Source organism: Tardiphaga sp. OK246 (assembly GCF_900188215.1).
In the GTDB taxonomy this organism is placed as follows: Bacteria; Pseudomonadota; Alphaproteobacteria; order Rhizobiales; family Xanthobacteraceae; genus Tardiphaga; species Tardiphaga robiniae.
On sequence record NZ_FZOX01000006.1, the window covers coordinates 119695 to 134388 of the forward strand.

General features: G+C 62.8%; 16 protein-coding genes. 7 read left to right on the forward strand and 9 right to left on the reverse strand.

Features of this window, described 5'->3' with window-relative positions; translation table 11 throughout:
- Positions 1-6 precede the first annotated feature (6 nt).
- Positions 7-1809: a PAS domain-containing sensor histidine kinase gene (locus CHC01_RS24615; RefSeq protein ID WP_089267293.1), complete on the forward strand. Its 1803-nt coding sequence runs from the start codon at positions 7-9 to the stop codon at positions 1807-1809.
- Positions 1802-2530 (forward strand): peptidoglycan-binding domain-containing protein, encoded by a 729-nt coding sequence (locus CHC01_RS24620; RefSeq protein WP_244558509.1) that lies wholly within the window; start codon positions 1802-1804, stop codon positions 2528-2530. The genes CHC01_RS24615 and CHC01_RS24620 overlap by 8 nt, the downstream gene beginning before the upstream one ends.
- Before the next feature lie 31 nt (positions 2531-2561).
- Here the strand turns inward: CHC01_RS24620 and CHC01_RS24625 are convergent, their stop codons facing one another.
- Together CHC01_RS24625 and CHC01_RS24630 are read right to left on the reverse strand one after the other, a co-directional pair.
- On the reverse strand, positions 2562-2885 hold the full coding sequence (locus CHC01_RS24625; protein WP_089267016.1) for a helix-turn-helix domain-containing protein: 324 nt from the start codon (positions 2883-2885) through the stop codon (positions 2562-2564).
- Positions 2818-3252 (reverse strand): type II toxin-antitoxin system RelE/ParE family toxin, encoded by a 435-nt coding sequence (locus tag CHC01_RS24630; protein ID WP_089267017.1) that lies wholly within the window; start codon positions 3250-3252, stop codon positions 2818-2820. Before CHC01_RS24630 ends, CHC01_RS24625 begins: the two co-directional genes overlap by 68 nt.
- 141 nt (positions 3253-3393) lie before the next feature.
- Here CHC01_RS24630 and CHC01_RS24635 point away from each other — a divergent pair, with 141 nt between their 5' ends.
- The gene (locus tag CHC01_RS24635) at positions 3394-3741 is read left to right on the forward strand and encodes a DUF1491 family protein (RefSeq protein WP_089267018.1); all 348 of its coding nucleotides are present in this window, start codon (positions 3394-3396) and stop codon (positions 3739-3741) included.
- On the opposite strand, the gene CHC01_RS24640 is transcribed toward CHC01_RS24635, so the two are convergent.
- Positions 3738-4715, reverse strand: a complete 978-nt coding sequence (locus tag CHC01_RS24640; RefSeq protein ID WP_244558510.1) for a DUF2336 domain-containing protein — start codon at positions 4713-4715, stop codon at positions 3738-3740. The genes CHC01_RS24635 and CHC01_RS24640 overlap by 4 nt on opposite strands.
- A gap of 106 nt (positions 4716-4821) precedes the next feature.
- Positions 4822-5739 (reverse strand): class I SAM-dependent methyltransferase, encoded by a 918-nt coding sequence (locus CHC01_RS24645; protein WP_141137159.1) that lies wholly within the window; start codon positions 5737-5739, stop codon positions 4822-4824.
- Positions 5740-5969: 230 nt separating this feature from the next.
- Here CHC01_RS24645 and CHC01_RS24650 point away from each other — a divergent pair, with 230 nt between their 5' ends.
- Together CHC01_RS24650 and CHC01_RS24655 are read left to right on the forward strand one after the other, a co-directional pair.
- Entirely contained in the window at positions 5970-6176 is a 207-nt protein-coding gene (locus tag CHC01_RS24650; RefSeq protein ID WP_068730489.1) for a hypothetical protein, read from the forward strand.
- 16 nt (positions 6177-6192) lie between these two features.
- Positions 6193-6972: a hypothetical protein gene (locus CHC01_RS24655; protein ID WP_176454701.1), complete on the forward strand. Its 780-nt coding sequence runs from the start codon at positions 6193-6195 to the stop codon at positions 6970-6972.
- Positions 6973-7003: 31 nt separating this feature from the next.
- Here the strand turns inward: CHC01_RS24655 and olsE are convergent, their stop codons facing one another.
- Together olsE and CHC01_RS24665 are read right to left on the reverse strand one after the other, a co-directional pair.
- Positions 7004-7984, reverse strand: a complete 981-nt coding sequence (gene olsE / locus CHC01_RS24660; protein ID WP_089267021.1) for an ornithine lipid hydroxylase OlsE — start codon at positions 7982-7984, stop codon at positions 7004-7006.
- A gap of 133 nt (positions 7985-8117) precedes the next feature.
- A complete protein-coding gene (locus tag CHC01_RS24665) occupies positions 8118-8939 on the reverse strand; it encodes an outer membrane protein (RefSeq protein WP_089267022.1) in 822 nt (273 codons plus the stop codon).
- Positions 8940-9180: 241 nt separating this feature from the next.
- Here CHC01_RS24665 and CHC01_RS24670 point away from each other — a divergent pair, with 241 nt between their 5' ends.
- Positions 9181-10314 (forward strand): helix-turn-helix transcriptional regulator, encoded by a 1134-nt coding sequence (locus CHC01_RS24670; RefSeq protein ID WP_089267296.1) that lies wholly within the window; start codon positions 9181-9183, stop codon positions 10312-10314.
- Positions 10315-10418: 104 nt separating this feature from the next.
- On the opposite strand, the gene CHC01_RS24675 is transcribed toward CHC01_RS24670, so the two are convergent.
- Genes CHC01_RS24675 through CHC01_RS24685 form a run of 3 tightly spaced genes read right to left on the reverse strand, consistent with a single transcriptional unit; the run spans position 10419 to position 13885 of the window.
- Entirely contained in the window at positions 10419-10997 is a 579-nt protein-coding gene (locus CHC01_RS24675; protein WP_089267023.1) for a DUF1254 domain-containing protein, read from the reverse strand.
- On the reverse strand, positions 10994-11572 hold the full coding sequence (locus CHC01_RS24680) for a DUF1214 domain-containing protein (protein WP_068730494.1): 579 nt from the start codon (positions 11570-11572) through the stop codon (positions 10994-10996). The genes CHC01_RS24675 and CHC01_RS24680 overlap by 4 nt, the downstream gene beginning before the upstream one ends.
- 24 nt (positions 11573-11596) lie before the next feature.
- Positions 11597-13885 (reverse strand): transglycosylase domain-containing protein, encoded by a 2289-nt coding sequence (locus CHC01_RS24685; RefSeq protein ID WP_089267024.1) that lies wholly within the window; start codon positions 13883-13885, stop codon positions 11597-11599.
- 291 nt (positions 13886-14176) lie between these two features.
- On the opposite strand from CHC01_RS24685, the gene CHC01_RS24690 reads away from it, so the two are divergent.
- Positions 14177-14689: a YcgN family cysteine cluster protein gene (locus tag CHC01_RS24690; RefSeq protein WP_068730717.1), complete on the forward strand. Its 513-nt coding sequence runs from the start codon at positions 14177-14179 to the stop codon at positions 14687-14689.
- The last annotated feature ends 5 nt before the right edge of the window (positions 14690-14694 follow it).

Here is a 14694-nt window from a genome sequence, read left to right on the forward strand (position 1 = left end):
GATGCCATGCTGCACCCTTCAGTGCGCTACGATGCGCTGACGAGCGCGCGTCATCGCGCATTCATGGCCCCGCGTCTGCTCGGCAGTCTTGCGGCCTTTGCGGCTTTTCCTGTCTATCTCGCGCTGCGCGGCGCGCCGAACGCGATCGAGGTCGCGGCTTTCGCCTGGCTGATGGCGCCGATCCTCTGCTCATATTTTCTGTCGCGTACCGGCCGCTATGAAAGCGCACAGGTGCTGTCGTCCGTCGCACTCGCCGGCCTCGTGATGATGATGGCGATCTCCACCGGTGGCATCAATTCGTTCGCCGCGATCTGGCTTGTCGTGGTGCCGATCGAGGCGGCACTCTCGGCTTCGCGCCGTATCGTTGCCTTTGCATCGGCGCTGGCGCTGTCCTGCGTCGGCATTCTCATCGCGCTGACCAGCGTTGACTGGTTGCCCGCATCCGAAGCCGGTGTCGCCGGCCACGGCGTCTTCATGGGCTTTGGTATTGCCTCCGCCACCATCTATGCAGCAGGTCTGGCCTTCGGCGCGGAGTCGCTGGCGCGCACCAGCGTCTCGCTGCTCTATGTCGAGGAAGACCGCTATCGCCTGCTGGCGCGCAATATGAGCGACGTGATCTCGCGTCATCGTCACAATGGCGCCGTGCAGTTCATTTCGCCGGCGGCAGAAGCACTGATCGGCGCTCCGGCACAGCAACTGCTCGGCCATGGCCTGTTCGATCGCGTCCATGTCGCGGATCGCCCGGCCTATCTCACGGCTCTGTCTGACGCCGCACGCGGCGGCGAAGCCCGCAGCGTCGAATTCCGCCTGCGCCGCGATGTTGTGCGCGGCAATGATCGCATGCGTCCGTCGGGCGCCGAATTCATCTGGGTTGAAATGCGTTGCCGCCCAATGGAGCAGGGCGCTGATATTTCGTCGCCCAATGCCGATGCGGAAGTCGTCGCGGTGCTGCGCGATGTCACCGACCGCAAGCTGCAGGAAGAGGCATTGGCGCAGGCCCGCATCGAAGCCGAGCGCGCCGATGCGTCGAAGACAAGATTCTTGGCCACCATGAGCCACGAGCTGCGCACGCCGCTGAATGCCATTATCGGCTTCTCGGATATGCTCGTGCAGGAAGAGCTGATGATGCTCGATGCGGCCAAGCGCAAGGAATATGCCCAGCTCATCAACGATTCCGGCCAGCACCTGCTGTCGGTCGTCAACGGTATCCTTGACATGTCGAAGCTGGAATCCGGCAACTTCGAGATTTCGCCGGAGCCGTTCGCCCCGCGTCCCGCGCTGATCAATTGCTGCAATCTGCTGGCGCTGAAGGCGCGCGAGAACGGCATCGATCTCATCACCGATGCGCCCAAGGATCTGCCTGAGGTCAACGGCGATCCGCGTGCATTCCGGCAAATCCTGCTCAACCTCGTATCCAATGCCATCAAGTTCACCGAGCGCGGCGGCAGTGTCACCGTGGCAGCGGGCGTCGAAGGATCGCGCTTGATGCTGCGCGTCAGCGATACCGGCGTCGGCATTGCATCGGACGATCTCGCGCGCATCGGCGATCCGTTCTTCCAGGCCGGCAAGACCTATCAGCGGCGCCATGAGGGCACCGGGCTCGGCCTGTCCATTGTGAAGAGCCTTGTCGGCATGCATGGTGGCGAGATGCAGGTGCAGAGCCGGATCGACGAAGGCACCACCATCACAATCGCGCTGCCGCTGGAGTTCACGCCGCAGGCTGAACACGTCAGCAATATCGCGATCTTGAATCCCGCGGCGCGCACCGCGCCGTCCGACCAAGCCCATCAGGTGAAGAAGAGTGCCTAAAGCCAGTTCCAAAGCAACCAAGTCCAAACGCGGCCGCGCCGTCGCCATCGTCGACGAGCCCGCGGAGCGCGGTATCATCCTGCGCGTGCTGCTGCATAGTCCGAAGGACATGGTCGCCGGGTTGATCGCATTCGCCGCGGTCAGCGCCATCATCGCCAATGCGATCTTCCTGCAGAAGGGGCATCATCCGTCGCCGATGTTCGGTTCCAGCACCGTCGTTGCATTTCCGGCACCGGCGCAGGTCGCCAATCCGCTGCCCAAGCCGCGTCCGCTGGATGCTGCTTCGCCGGACACCAAGCTCGATTCCCGCATGCTGGATTCCAAGCCGGTCAACAGCGCCAATGAGCCGAAGCCGTCACTCGCCGCCAAGCCCGTCGAGCAGCGCGCGGCTGATCCGGTCGGCAATCTCCTGAAGGCGCCGGCACCACCGGCCTCACCGGCGACCACGGGCGCCGTGGTGCGCCCGCCGGCGGCGATCCCGAATGCGACGCGCACCGATCCGCTCGGCGATCTCATCACCAATACGCGCCGCGTCGCTGCCGTGCAGCGTGCGCTGACGGAATACGGTTACGGCCAGCTGAAGCCGACCGGCAATGTCGGCTCGGACACAGCGGCTGCGATCCAGCGCTTCGAGCGTGAACGCAAGCTGCCGGTGACCGGGCAGGTGTCCGATCGCATGGTGCGCGAACTCGCCACCGTCACCGGGCGCGCGATCGACTAGCGCTGCCGGGCTGCTGGCCCGGCGATGCGGTTCACGACATTTCGAGTTCGACGCGTGCCTGCTTCTTCGTCTTCGCGTCCGACACCTCGATTTTGACGCGCTCGCCGAGGGCAACGAGAAATCCAAACAGGCGCTCATAAGAGTAGCCGCTGAACTGTCCGCGCAGCAGCTTGGAGACGTCGGGCTGGGCAAGGCCAATCAGCTTGGATGCCTGTGCCTGGGTCAGTCCCTTGCTTTTGATGCGTGCGGCAATGCCGAGAACGATCTCTGCCTTGATGAGATGCTCATCAGCGTTTGGCAGGCCGAGGTCGGCGAATACGTTGCCGCTGCTCTTTGTGCTTGCTGGCTTTTTCATTGCTGCCCTCCATGGCTTCTTCGTAAAGCGCCATTGCGTCTTTTAGACGGGATTTGATCAGGTCAATCTCGGTCTTAGGGGTCTGGATCCCGGATTTCGACTTCTTCTGAAACGCGTGGAGAACGTAGACCATGCCCTTCAGTTTGATGGTGTAGACCGCGCGAAACGTATCGCCATCAAAATCAGAGACGATCTCCACAACGCCTGCGCCGTGGAAGCCCTTCAAAGGCCTCGCATCCGGGTGCTTCTTGCCTTTCTGGGCCGCACGCAGAGCAAAACCAATGCATACCTTCACGGGCACCGGAAACTCAGAAAGATCGTCTTTCGACGACCCCACGAATTCCAAGGGTGTGTCGGTGGGTGACATTCTGATATTGATGCCGGGCGACGTTGCGCGTTATAGTCATAATACTATAAATGGGCGTCGCGTCAATTGCGCATTTCGGGCTTGGTCCTCGGTCTCGAAGTCACCTCGCAATCTCGTTCTCCGGAGTAATCAAAGGCTCAGATGTCACGATTGAAGTCAGCCATTTGGGTCGCAGCATATCTGCGCCGCTGCCAGACCGAAGGCGTGTTCGGCGCCGTGCGCCGTCGTGGTGCGGAGGAGGCGGGCGCCGTGTTCGTGAAGGTCGCGCTGCTGGATGGCACCGCGATGCTCTACACGCCGGCGCCGCAAACCGCCTATGACGAGAGCCGCCCTGTAGATCGCGTCTTCGCAGCCTCACCGCCGCAGCCCGTCGAGGAACGCAAGATCGAAGAGCGTCTGCAGAAGGAGATCTCGTTCGATCCCGACGTCTGGATCGTCGAGACCGAGGACAAGGCCGGACGGCATTTTCTCGAATTGGCGAAGGGCTAGCGCCCCGACGAATTCCGCGTCACGCGCGTGATATCCACATCCGGCTGGACGCTTGGCCGTGCCTGCGGCGCGCTCGGCCGTGCGCGATGGCGTTCGTCGTCATAGAGCGCGGGCCGGAACTTGGCGCGCGTCGCGGCCATATGCGCGCCGCGCCAGGCGGCCACCATGATCAGCGCCGAGCGTTCGCTCAGCACGTCATACATCCGCGCGATCCGGTAGACGTTCGTCACCGAGGTGCCGAATTCCGGATTGAGGAACAGCAACACGCGCTGGAAGATGTCGCTCCGCATGCCGAGCGCCTTGGCGCAGCAGGCGAGGGGCTCACCGCCGGGATCACTGACGACCTGCTCGGCAATGGCGGCGGGCAGCATCAAGGCTTCGCTCAGCTCGCGCGCAAAGTTGTCGCGGTCTTCGGCGAAGGCGGCCATTTCAAGAATGTGCATGGCGCGCGCGGCGCGCGCTTGCGGAATTCGGGCGGAGGATCGCAGCGGCGTTTCGGCGAGGTTATGCAGGATCTGCGCACGCTCGCTGCTCGATGCGGCAAAGAACAGCGTACTGATCTCGGACGCGTCCCTGGGTGCCATGGCCATATTGGCGGCGACACGCATCTGCGCTTCGCTCGGCTGCTTGACCGGCGGCGCGGGAGATTCTGCGGCGGAAATGGGCTGCGCGAGCGGCACCGATTGGCCGGGTTCGGTCGGGCGCAGATTGAGCCGGTTGAGGATCGCGCGCGGGGTGTTCGGATAGATCGACAGCCGAGCGCGCACCGCGGCGCGGGTGGCGTCGTCGACCTGATCGATCAGGCGCGCGGTGAGTTCGACGAACTGCTTCTCTTCGTCGATCGTATGGTTCGGTGCCTGGACATAAAGATCCGTCAGCACGCGCAGCAAGGTCGGTCGCACGTCCACACCTTCGCGACGCGAGAGCGTCAGCAATCCGTCAAAGCCCGGAAACATTGGAGGTGAGGCAGGCATGGCATACGCTTACTAAGGGAACCTTGCCTCAAATTATCGCGGACGCATTAATATGTGTTTAACCATGGGCCGTTGGCCGAGGCAGATCTGATTCCGACGAGTCGCTTCAAGCCTGAGCGTTGTAGTACCGCGGCATCTCGCGCGGCTTGATGGCCCGTTCGGCCCGGCGGCCCATGAAATACACGCCTGACGCCGCGTCGGCGCGGGCACGCGAGCGGCCGAGGCGATCGAAGTAGCGCAGCCAGAAGAATGGCAGGGTGAAGAGGCGCGAGAATTTGTCGCCGGCGCCCAGCGTGCGTGAAAAATACCGGATCGACCAGAGCAGGCCGATACCAGCGCCGCTGACGGCGCCGGCGTCGATCTCGGTGAATTTCTTGAACAGCCAGCGATGTCCGCTCTGGGTGAAGCGCGAGAAGTCGTAGGCGCGTTCGTGCACCTGCTGCATGAAGGGCGTCTCGGCATAGACAATGCCGTTCTGGCGCAGCACCCGATGGATTTCGGCCGCGACCGTGGCCGGCTCCAGAACGTGTTCGAGCACAGCCTGAATCCAGACGCCGTCAAAGGTCGCGTCCTCGAATGGCAGTCTGTGCGCGTCGGCGACCAGCGCGGTGTTGTCGGTGGAGAACACGTCGGTTCCGACAACTTCGACATCCGGATCATCATAGAGGCAGTCCGCACCGGAGCCGACGGTGCCACCGCCGACAACGAGCACGACGGGTCTCGCAGTTTCCTGCTTGAGAAGGTCGAGGAATTTCTCGCAGTTCTTGGCCGCGACAGGATTTTCACCAAACGTGAAGCGATGCAGGCGCGTACCGATCGATTGGCCGGCGACATCCCGCGGCATCACCGAGCCATTGTCGCGATGATACAGGCGGCGGTCGAACACGCTGGACTCGAAGTCAATGAGCACCGGCTGGCCATCGACCACGGGAAAGCCGGCGCTGCTGTAGTCGCAACTGTAGTTCACGCAGGACGGCTTCGTGTGAATGTCGGAGATCGATGAACCGCAGCGCGGGCAGCGCATGCGGAACTTCCAGTCTTCGGAAGAAGGGGTGGCGCGCTCAATCAAGGTTCCAGCAGTCTCGCTCACGATCAAATACGCCCCTTACTCAATTCAATGCTGCGACGCCTAATCATGTTCCCCAAGGCGGCCACCATATGGCGGTCTGGCGGCGTTAAGGCGTCATTAACCATGAATGTCCTTAATGACCGTGCGTCGGCAAAACGGGCGAAGCGGCGCGGAGAGACTGGATAATGAGCACCATCATCAAGTTCCCGGCGGATGCGGCAGCGCGACGGCTGGGCGTGAATGTGGCGCCATCTCCCCGCGAAACTTCCGCAGAAATCCTGATCCTGCCGGTGATCCGAATCGAGCGTCAGATCGACGACAGCAATGGTGGCAGCGGCCCGGAAGAGGGCACTGCGCCGGGACGCCGCCGCAAGCGCCGCGCCCGTTCCTGACCCCGGACCTGTTCTGATGTCGGAGATATTCCATCCGAACCGGATACGGCTTCGGCACAAGACGTCGTTTCTTGCGCCGTGTTTCGTACTTGCTGCCTTGACCGGCGGCTGCGCCGGTGGCGATTTCGGTCGTACCCGCAACAATGCGGTGACCGACGACATGCATCGCTGGATTGGCGTCGAGGCCACCGGCAGCGTCGGCCTGAAGTCGTCGGAATTCCAGCTCACAGATCTTGAACGCCAGATGCGCGATCTCGCTTATCCGCTGATCGAGCCGCCGCATTCGCGCCCGCTGTGGAAGAGTGTGTTCGGTGACTACAAGCCGATCGCATCGCCGTGGCGGCAGAACGTCACCTACGATCGCACGGCCTATGGCCGGCTGCTGATCGACGAGCCGCACCGCTCGCACACGTCGCGCTACAGCGTGCTGATGGACGACGCGCGCGACGACATCCTGCGTTTCGAGGGATTTTATGCGACAGCCGCAAAGGTCGTCGAGCTCGATCGCAAACGTAATGCCAGCCTGAAGCTGGTGTCGGCGCTGGAGCCGAAGGAACGCGCCGACGCCATCGCACGCATGGATGAGAACGCGCTGATCGTGCAGTGGGTCGAGCAATGTCTGCAGCGCCGGGTGTCGTCCTATAAGTGGGCGCTGGAACGCATGGTGATCCACGCCCCCGATGGCATGGCGTCCAGCGCCGATATGCTGATCGGCGAATTGGCGGCGCAGACCACGGCCATGGCCGGCAGCCTCACGCCGGTGCGCCCCGGCAAGGTGCTCCAGGTCGGCGGATAGCTGGACGTGTAGGGCTGGAAGTGCAGGGGGATTACGCTTCGCTGATCCGCGCTACGGCGTCGGACTTTTCCACTGGCTTCACCTGATCATCCGGCACGGTCTGGCGGCCAAGAATCTGCCGCGCGCCTTTGCGCGAAAACGGCTGCACGATCTGTCCCAGAAAATCCGGTGCAACCTTGCCGCTGATGCCGAGCCGATCCGGCGACGCCTTGGCGGGATTGAGATAGGTGCCGAACACATGGTCCCACACCATGATGTTCTCGCAATAGTTGCTGTTGCCTTCCTTCAGCGTCTTCGAATGATGCCAGCGATGCAGTTTTGGCGTCGCAAAGATCGGATCGAACAGCGCCGTGCGCGTCTCCACATTGCAATGGGTGAGCAGGCCGGTGATCGCAGTCACCGCGCCGACCCACAGGAACACCGGCAGCGGCGCATCGAGCAGGTAGAGCGGTGCCTGGCTGAGCGCCATCTTGATCAGCGAGTCGATCACATGGAAGCGTCCTGTGTTCACCACCCAGAGCCGGACCACGCTGTGATGAAGCGCATGGAAGCGCCAGAAGAACAGGTTTTCATGCGCGATCCGGTGTGACCAGTAGAGCCCGAATTCGGCAATCACCAGCGCGAGCACGACCTGCGCGATCAGCGGCCACTGTGTCGGCCACAGATGCGAGGCATGATCGTCCGCGCGCGTCAGGGTCGCCATCGCCATTGGAACGATCGCGGTGGCCGCGACAGCCAGTTGCGCCGTGCCCTTGGTCAGCAGCGTATGCCCGATGTCATTCAGTGTTTCGCCATCATGCTCCAGCCATTCGGCGCGATGCGGCGTCATGCGTTCGAGCAGCACAATCGTCAGCAGCAGCGCTGCATAGACGACATTGAACCAGAGGATCGGTGCGGTGCTCGCGAAGGCAAACCATGCGCCCGTCAGCGCGCCGAAATACAGCAGCGGCCACCAGATCAGGGACAGGAAATAGCTGACGGCCGTATCGGACGGCTCTTGGTCGTGTTGCATGGAGGCCCCGCATTCGCGCCGATTCGTGGGTCGGCGATGGATGCGGAGCTTCGCTGCGGGAGATTGCAGGCAGATTACGCCAGAGGGCTCCCTGGACGTTTTCTATGCGGAAAAACGTCACGCCGAGGTCGTCTTACAGCTGATAATTCACGCCGATGCGGACGATATTGCCTGTGACATTCGAATTGACGCCCATGATCGGTTTTCCTGGCCAGGCCGCGAAGGTGGCCTTGCTCAACGTCGTATAGCTGATCGTTCCGAGATCGAAATGCAGATATTCGACCTTCGCTGTCCAGTTCGATGCGATCTTCGATTCCACGCCGCCGCCGATCGCCCAGCCGACCCGTGTCTCCGATGCAGACCCTGCGGAGCAGAGAGCGTTCCGGGCACATGGAAATGTCGGCTCCGGCACAAGAGTGGACGAGACTTTCACGTGGCCGTAGGCCAGACCGCCGGTAGCGAAGAACAATGTCTCCGGCGTCACCAGATAGCCCAATCGTGCACGCGCGGTACCAAACCAGCTCAGTTCGGTGTTATGGCTGGTCAGGGTTTCCGGATTGGCACCAATCTCCGGGGCGTAATAAGTGACGCCCGCGCCCATTTTCGAATAGGACAAGTCTGTTTCCAGACCTGTTACCCAACGGTCGATCTGCCAGTTGTAGCCGATTTCAGCGCCACCGATAAATCCATCGAAGCGGGAATTGAGCGACCGGGGCATCGTGCCCTGCGACAGGAAAAATGGCGTGATGATCGTGTCGATGGCCGTAATGGTGGACGCACTTTCGGTCCAGCCATAGCCCAAGGTGGCGCCGATATAGGCGCCTGTCCATGTCACGATTTGTGGGGACACGGCCGCCTTGTAGTGCGGTGGAGCGAGATTGTCCGCGGTTAGCGCGGGCGTTGACACAAGCAGAACGCAGCCGATCACGCAGGCCAGTTTGGCGGATTTCGACATCGAGCTCTCCAGTACTTCGAGACGTGACTTCCAGACGTGCGGGCCCGCCGGACAAGCAGGCCCCTCATACGCGCTCCCGAAAAGTCCAGGGTCGCCACCGCCACCGCTAAGCGTTGCAGGATTTCGTGTCGTCACCCCGAAGTATGATGTGGTAAAATATGCTGCGTGTGCGCGTCCGGAAATTGACTTCGATCTCGCCCTGCCACACCAGAGCGCGCGCAATCACGGATTTGGAATGTTCATGGACGTTGTCGACAATGACGTACTCTCTTCAATCATCGGAGATATCTACGACTGCGTTCTGAACCGTGAGGGATGGTCGCGTGTTCTCACCCGCATCACGCAGACGATGGACGCGGCCTACACCACGATCGCACTCGCCGGCACGTCGGACAATCACGGCCGGTTTGCTGCCCAATCGCCCTGGGATGGCGAGCGCATGCGCGCGCTGCAGGACTACAGTTTCGATGATATTCCGGGCCTGAAAGCTGCGGTGGTCGGCGATATCGATACGCCCGTATCCACGCTCTCGCTGATGCCCGAAAGTGAATTGCAGCAGACCGCGTTCTTTCGCAATTGGGCCGGACCGCAGGGATTGCGGGAGGGGTGCATTGTCAAATTCGTTCATACGCCGGATCGCATCGGTCTACTCGGCTGCACCACCTGGGCGGACAAGGCTGCCGTATCTGCCGAAGATCAACGGTTTCTGACCTTGCTGTCTCCGCATTTGCGCAGGGCCGCGATGATCAGCGACCTGCTCGACGATGTGCGCGTGACCGCGCAGCTGTTTCGTGAATCGCTTGAGAACCTCGCGGTGCCCGTCGTGTTGACCGACGCGGCCGGATCGGTGCTCCATGCCAATGCAAGTGCCGAACGCATGTTCGCAACGGATGGTCCGATCCTGCGTCAGGGGCGAACCATTCAGGCACAGAACGCATTGATGGGCGACGCCTTGCTGCAGGCGATCGCAAGTGCTGCATCGGATCTCTCGCTCGGCGCCAAAGGCATTGGCTTGCCAGTGTCGGCGGCAGGACAACCTCCCGCGGTCGCCTATGTCCTGCCTTTGACCGCTGGTACGGCGCGCGCCGCTTTCCGCCCCGCATGTGCCGCCGTCTTCGTCTCGACAACGACCTCGGCCTCTCCAATGCCGGAAGCCGTGTTGACGACGCTGTTCGAGCTCACGCCCGCCGAAGCGCGCGTGCTCGTGAGCGCCGGAAAGGGGCTCAACCCGTCCCAGACGGCCACTTCGCTCGGGATCTCGGAGAATACGCTGAAGACACATCTCAACCGGATCTACGCCAAGACCGGCAGGTCACGGCAGGCTGATCTCGTGAAGCTCGTGGCGGATATCGGCACGCCGCTGGCTACGGGATAGCGCACGTAGGATGGGTAGAGCGCAGCGAAACCCATCAAATACACACGACGACATGATGGGTTTCGCGAAGACGCTCTTACCCACCCTACGATGACGATCGCTTATCAGCGCTTGCCCTTCACCGGCGCAGCCGGCGGATCGGTCTGCACCCGACAATTCGATGCGGCGAGGGATGCCTGGGCCTGGATCATCAGGCCTGGTTCGGCGGCGAGCGCCTTCAGCACGATCAGGCCGGTCGCGGTCGGCGAGTCGATGATGAGGCGGTCGGCGGACGTGACGTCCTCTTCCTCGGGCAGCGCTTCGTGCTGCGCCTCGGTCATGAGATCCAGCTCGATGACGCGCCGGCCGGCGGAGCGGTCGTTGATCGCGTAGTAAGCGACGTCGCTGCGGGTATAGAACGACACCGATGTGTAGGACTGGCTGACCGGCACGGTGAGCTTGATCGGTCCTTTGGCCAGGTCGTAGCGGCAGACCGCCATGGCGAAGGCCGGGTCCATGAATGGCAGCAGCGCATTGGCCGGCTCGGTCTGCGGCAATGCTGTCACCGCATTTTCTTTCGTCACCGAAGCGAGGCGCGAATAGGCGTCCTGCGTCGCGATACGCGGCAGCGCCAGCACGCTGACAAGATGCACGATGCCGCCAAGCACGACACCACCGATGAGCGCGAACATCAGCCGGATCATGGGCAGCTCACCGTGGCGATGGCGGGCATCGGCGCGTCTTTCTGCGTCCGGGTGGCGACGCCCACCGGCGTGTCGTACAGCCGCAGCATCAACACATAGCGTTCTAGCGCTGATGTCGGCAGCCAGTTGCCCGCGCGCGAGCGTGCAGCGATGCGGATCTCGAACGCGCCGTCGGCATTGCGCACCACTTCCTGGCTGGTGAAGCCGTAGCGCTGCAATGTGTTGGGCACCAGACGGCCCTTGGTGTCATAGAGCGAGAGCGTCCAGAAACGGGCAGCCGGTGTCACGCCTGACACGACGATATCGCAGCGACCGTCCAGCGGCTTTTTCTTGTCGTCGGTGGTGGCAGTGAAAGTGACGCCGTCGCCCGTGCCGATCGGCAATTCGCCGGACCGTGCAATGGACGCACGCGCATAGGGATCGATCTCGCTGGTGCCGGTGCGCGGGCGCGCAGTCCAGGCACCGATGGTGAGCGTGCCAAGGTCTGTGCCGCGGGTCGCGGTGGTCCAGGTCAGGCCGAGACCGACAGCAGTGGCGATCGCGAGCGCCAGGAGCGTGAGGAAGATCAGCCGCACGTGCGCACCGTCATGATAGCAGCTTCAGTTCTTGCGCGACGCGGGGGCGGTTGCGGATGTGGTCGTTTTGGCATCCGGTGCATCATTCGCCGACGCGTAGCTCTCGGGGAAGGCCAACGCGGAGGAAGCGCGGGGCTTCAACGGTTCGTTGGATGATGTGCGGCCGGCGGTCTTGCCGGCGTCGTCGAGCAGCTTCTCGACACGCAGCAGGACGTCGGCGCCGCGGCGCGTCAGCACCGGTGGCGGGCCGGGCTTGGCGTCCTGCGCGTTGGCGGCCATCACGGACGAGGCGGCTGCGGCAGGATTCTTGGTACCCGCGCCGACACCCGGGATTTCCTTGATCTCGATGCCCTGATGGGCTGCGACCATGATGTCGTGCCATGTCTGCGCTGGCAGCGATCCGCCGGTCATGCGGTTGGTCGGCGAGTAGTCGTCATTGCCGTACCAGACTGCGCAGCTGAAGTTGCCGGTATAGCCGACGAACCATGCGTCGCGATACGCATTGGTCGTGCCGGTCTTGCCTGCTGTCGGAATGCCGTCCAGCGCCGCGCGGCGTGCGGTGCCTTCGCTGACCACGTGGCTCATCATGCCGGCCATATCGGCGGCGACGGAGGCCGGGATCGCCTGCAACTGTTTCGGGCCGTCGCGGTCGAAGCGCCAGACCAGATCGCCGGCGCCGGTACGGACTTCCAGCACGGCATGTGGCTTCGACGAGCGCCCCTTGTTCGGGAAAGTCGCATAGGCGACGGCGTGTTCGAGCACGGTGACTTCGGTGGAGCCGATCGGCAGCGACGGCGTATCAAGCAACGGCGCCGTGATGCCGAAGCGGCGCGCGGTCTCCACGATCTTGACGCGGCCGGCCTTGGCCGGATTCTGCGCGCCCTTGCCGAGCGCAATCGAAATCTTCACCGGCACGACGTTGATCGAACGGGTGATGGCCTGCGTCAGCGTGACGTTGCCGGAATAGGAGTGGCCGTAGTTCTGCGGGCACCAGTTGCCGATACAGACCGGGCCGTCGAGGATGATCGAGGTCGGCTTGTAACCGTTGAGCAGCGCCGTCGTGTAGACATAGGGCTTGAACGACGAACCGGGCTGGCGCATCGCGTCCACCGCGCGGTTGAACTGGCTTGCGCCGTAGTCGCGGCCACCCACCATGGCGCGGACGCCGCCTTCGAGGTCCGACACCACCGTGGCGGCCTGCGTCGCATGATAGTCGCGGCCGAACTGGCGGAGCTGGTTTTCGACGGCGGCTTCGGCGGCGCGCTGCACATTCATATCGATGGCAGTGCGGACCACGAAAACGCGCTCGACATAGGATTTCGGGAATGTATCGACGAGCTTGCGCATCTCATCGAAGGCCCAGTCGAGATAGTAGTTCGGCGAGATTTCCTGGCGGCGATCGACGGCGACGGCGGGATTGCGCCGCGCACCGAACACCTGGCCTTCGGTCATGAAGCCGGCATCGACGAGGTTGTCGAGCACCACGTTGGCGCGGGCGCGGGCGGCGGGCAGGTTGATATGCGGCGCGTATTTGGTTGGGGCCTTGAACAGGCCGGCGAGCATCGCGGCTTCCGCGAGGTTCACGTCGCGCGCGGATTTGTTGAAATAGAAATGCGCTGCGCCGTCGACGCCGAACGTGCCGCCGCCCATGTAAGCGCGGTCGAGATAGAGCTTCAGAATTTCGTTCTTGGTCAGGCGGGTTTCCAGCCAGATCGCCAGGAACGCTTCGTTGACTTTGCGCTCGATGGTGCGCTCGTTCGACAGGAACAGATTTTTCGCGAGCTGCTGCGTCAGCGACGAGCCGCCCTGGCGCACGCCGCCGGCCTGCGCATTGGTGACCAGCGCGCGCGCGGTGCCGGCGATGTCGATGCCGAAGTGATCGTAGAAGCGGCGGTCCTCGGTGGCGAGGGTGGCCTTGATCAGGTTATCCGGAAAATCTTCCAGCGGAATGGAGTCGTTGTGCTTGATGCCGCGGCTGCCGATCGGATTGCCGTAACGATCGAGAAACGTCACCGCGAGGTCGGATTTCTTCAGCCAGTCTTCATCGGCGGTTTCGCGAAACGCCGGCTGCGCCAAAGCGAGCATGAGGATGAGACCGCCAAGGCCGATGGTGGCCATTTCCGACAGCGGCTCGATGAAAACCCAGCGCTTCCAGCGACCGACATAGAAGCGGTCCATGAAGGTGGAGTAGCGTTCCCAGAGTTCGCGGGTGCCGCGGCCGGACGAGAACAGGCCGGAATCGATGCGCGCATCCAGATCCAGCAGGAAATGCCGGAATTTGGTCTTCCAACGGGATGGCACGATCTGAGGCACAGGGGCCCTTGGTTTGTTGCAGCGCTCGCGTGCACCCACCGGCACCGCGCGGACGTCATGCTGAAATAATGCGGCAACCCGGCGGCAGGTTTGCGGCCGCCGGAGAGTCGTTCAAGTTCTAGCCGAGCAGGGCGGATAAACCAATGGCATTGCTTATCATTTGCACGACAGGGCTAACAGCTTGCCGGTTTTGCCCTTGTTTGCGAGCCGGCCGACACGATGTTGCTTGCAGAGCCTGCACCGCAACTCCTAGAAGGGCGTTTCGCCGCAACCTGGATCGATTCAAATCGCATGACCGCGCGTCCCCCGCGTCCTTCCGCACAGGAGGGAATGTTCTGGAAAACCAAGACGTTGGAAGAGATGTCCGGCGCGGAGTGGGAAAGCCTGTGCGACGGCTGCGGACGCTGCTGTCTGGAAAAGCTGGAAGACGAGGATACCGGCAAGATCTATTACACCCATGTGTCCTGCCGATTGCTCGATGCCGGCCTTTGCGCCTGCAAGGATTATCCGAACCGCTCCGACCATGTTCCCGATTGCGTGCGGCTGACCCCCGACAATGTCCGCACGCTGAGCTGGCTGCCGCCGAGTTGCGGCTACAAGCTCGCGGCCGAGGGGCGCGATCTCTACTGGTGGCACCCGCTGATCTCGGGCAGCGCCGACACCGTCCATGAAGCCGGCGTATCGGTCCGCGGGCGGGTCGAGGGCAGCGAGGACACGATCTCCGACGACGAGCTGCAGGATCACATCGTGACCTGGCCGGCGCTGCTGCCGCGCAAGGCGAAGCTGAAGAAGCGGCCGGCGTAGAATCT

Excerpts from the sequence above, each read along its gene's own strand:
- CHC01_RS24615 (WP_089267293.1), top strand. The coding sequence starts at position 7 with ATGCTGCACCCTTCAGTGCGCTACGATGCGCTGACGAGCGCGCGTCAT.
- CHC01_RS24625 (WP_089267016.1), bottom strand. The coding sequence starts at position 2,885 with ATGAAAAAGCCAGCAAGCACAAAGAGCAGCGGCAACGTATTCGCCGAC.
- CHC01_RS24630 (WP_089267017.1), bottom strand. The coding sequence starts at position 3,252 with ATGTCACCCACCGACACACCCTTGGAATTCGTGGGGTCGTCGAAAGAC.
- CHC01_RS24635 (WP_089267018.1), top strand. The coding sequence starts at position 3,394 with ATGTCACGATTGAAGTCAGCCATTTGGGTCGCAGCATATCTGCGCCGC.
- CHC01_RS24640 (WP_244558510.1), bottom strand. The coding sequence starts at position 4,715 with ATGCCTGCCTCACCTCCAATGTTTCCGGGCTTTGACGGATTGCTGACG.
- CHC01_RS24645 (WP_141137159.1), bottom strand. The coding sequence starts at position 5,739 with ATGCGCTGCCCGCGCTGCGGTTCATCGATCTCCGACATTCACACGAAG.
- CHC01_RS24650 (WP_068730489.1), top strand. The coding sequence starts at position 5,970 with ATGAGCACCATCATCAAGTTCCCGGCGGATGCGGCAGCGCGACGGCTG.
- CHC01_RS24655 (WP_176454701.1), top strand. The coding sequence starts at position 6,193 with ATGTCGGAGATATTCCATCCGAACCGGATACGGCTTCGGCACAAGACG.
- olsE (WP_089267021.1), bottom strand. The coding sequence starts at position 7,984 with ATGCAACACGACCAAGAGCCGTCCGATACGGCCGTCAGCTATTTCCTG.
- CHC01_RS24665 (WP_089267022.1), bottom strand. The coding sequence starts at position 8,939 with ATGTCGAAATCCGCCAAACTGGCCTGCGTGATCGGCTGCGTTCTGCTT.
- CHC01_RS24670 (WP_089267296.1), top strand. The coding sequence starts at position 9,181 with ATGGACGTTGTCGACAATGACGTACTCTCTTCAATCATCGGAGATATC.
- CHC01_RS24675 (WP_089267023.1), bottom strand. The coding sequence starts at position 10,997 with ATGATCCGGCTGATGTTCGCGCTCATCGGTGGTGTCGTGCTTGGCGGC.
- CHC01_RS24690 (WP_068730717.1), top strand. The coding sequence starts at position 14,177 with ATGACCGCGCGTCCCCCGCGTCCTTCCGCACAGGAGGGAATGTTCTGG.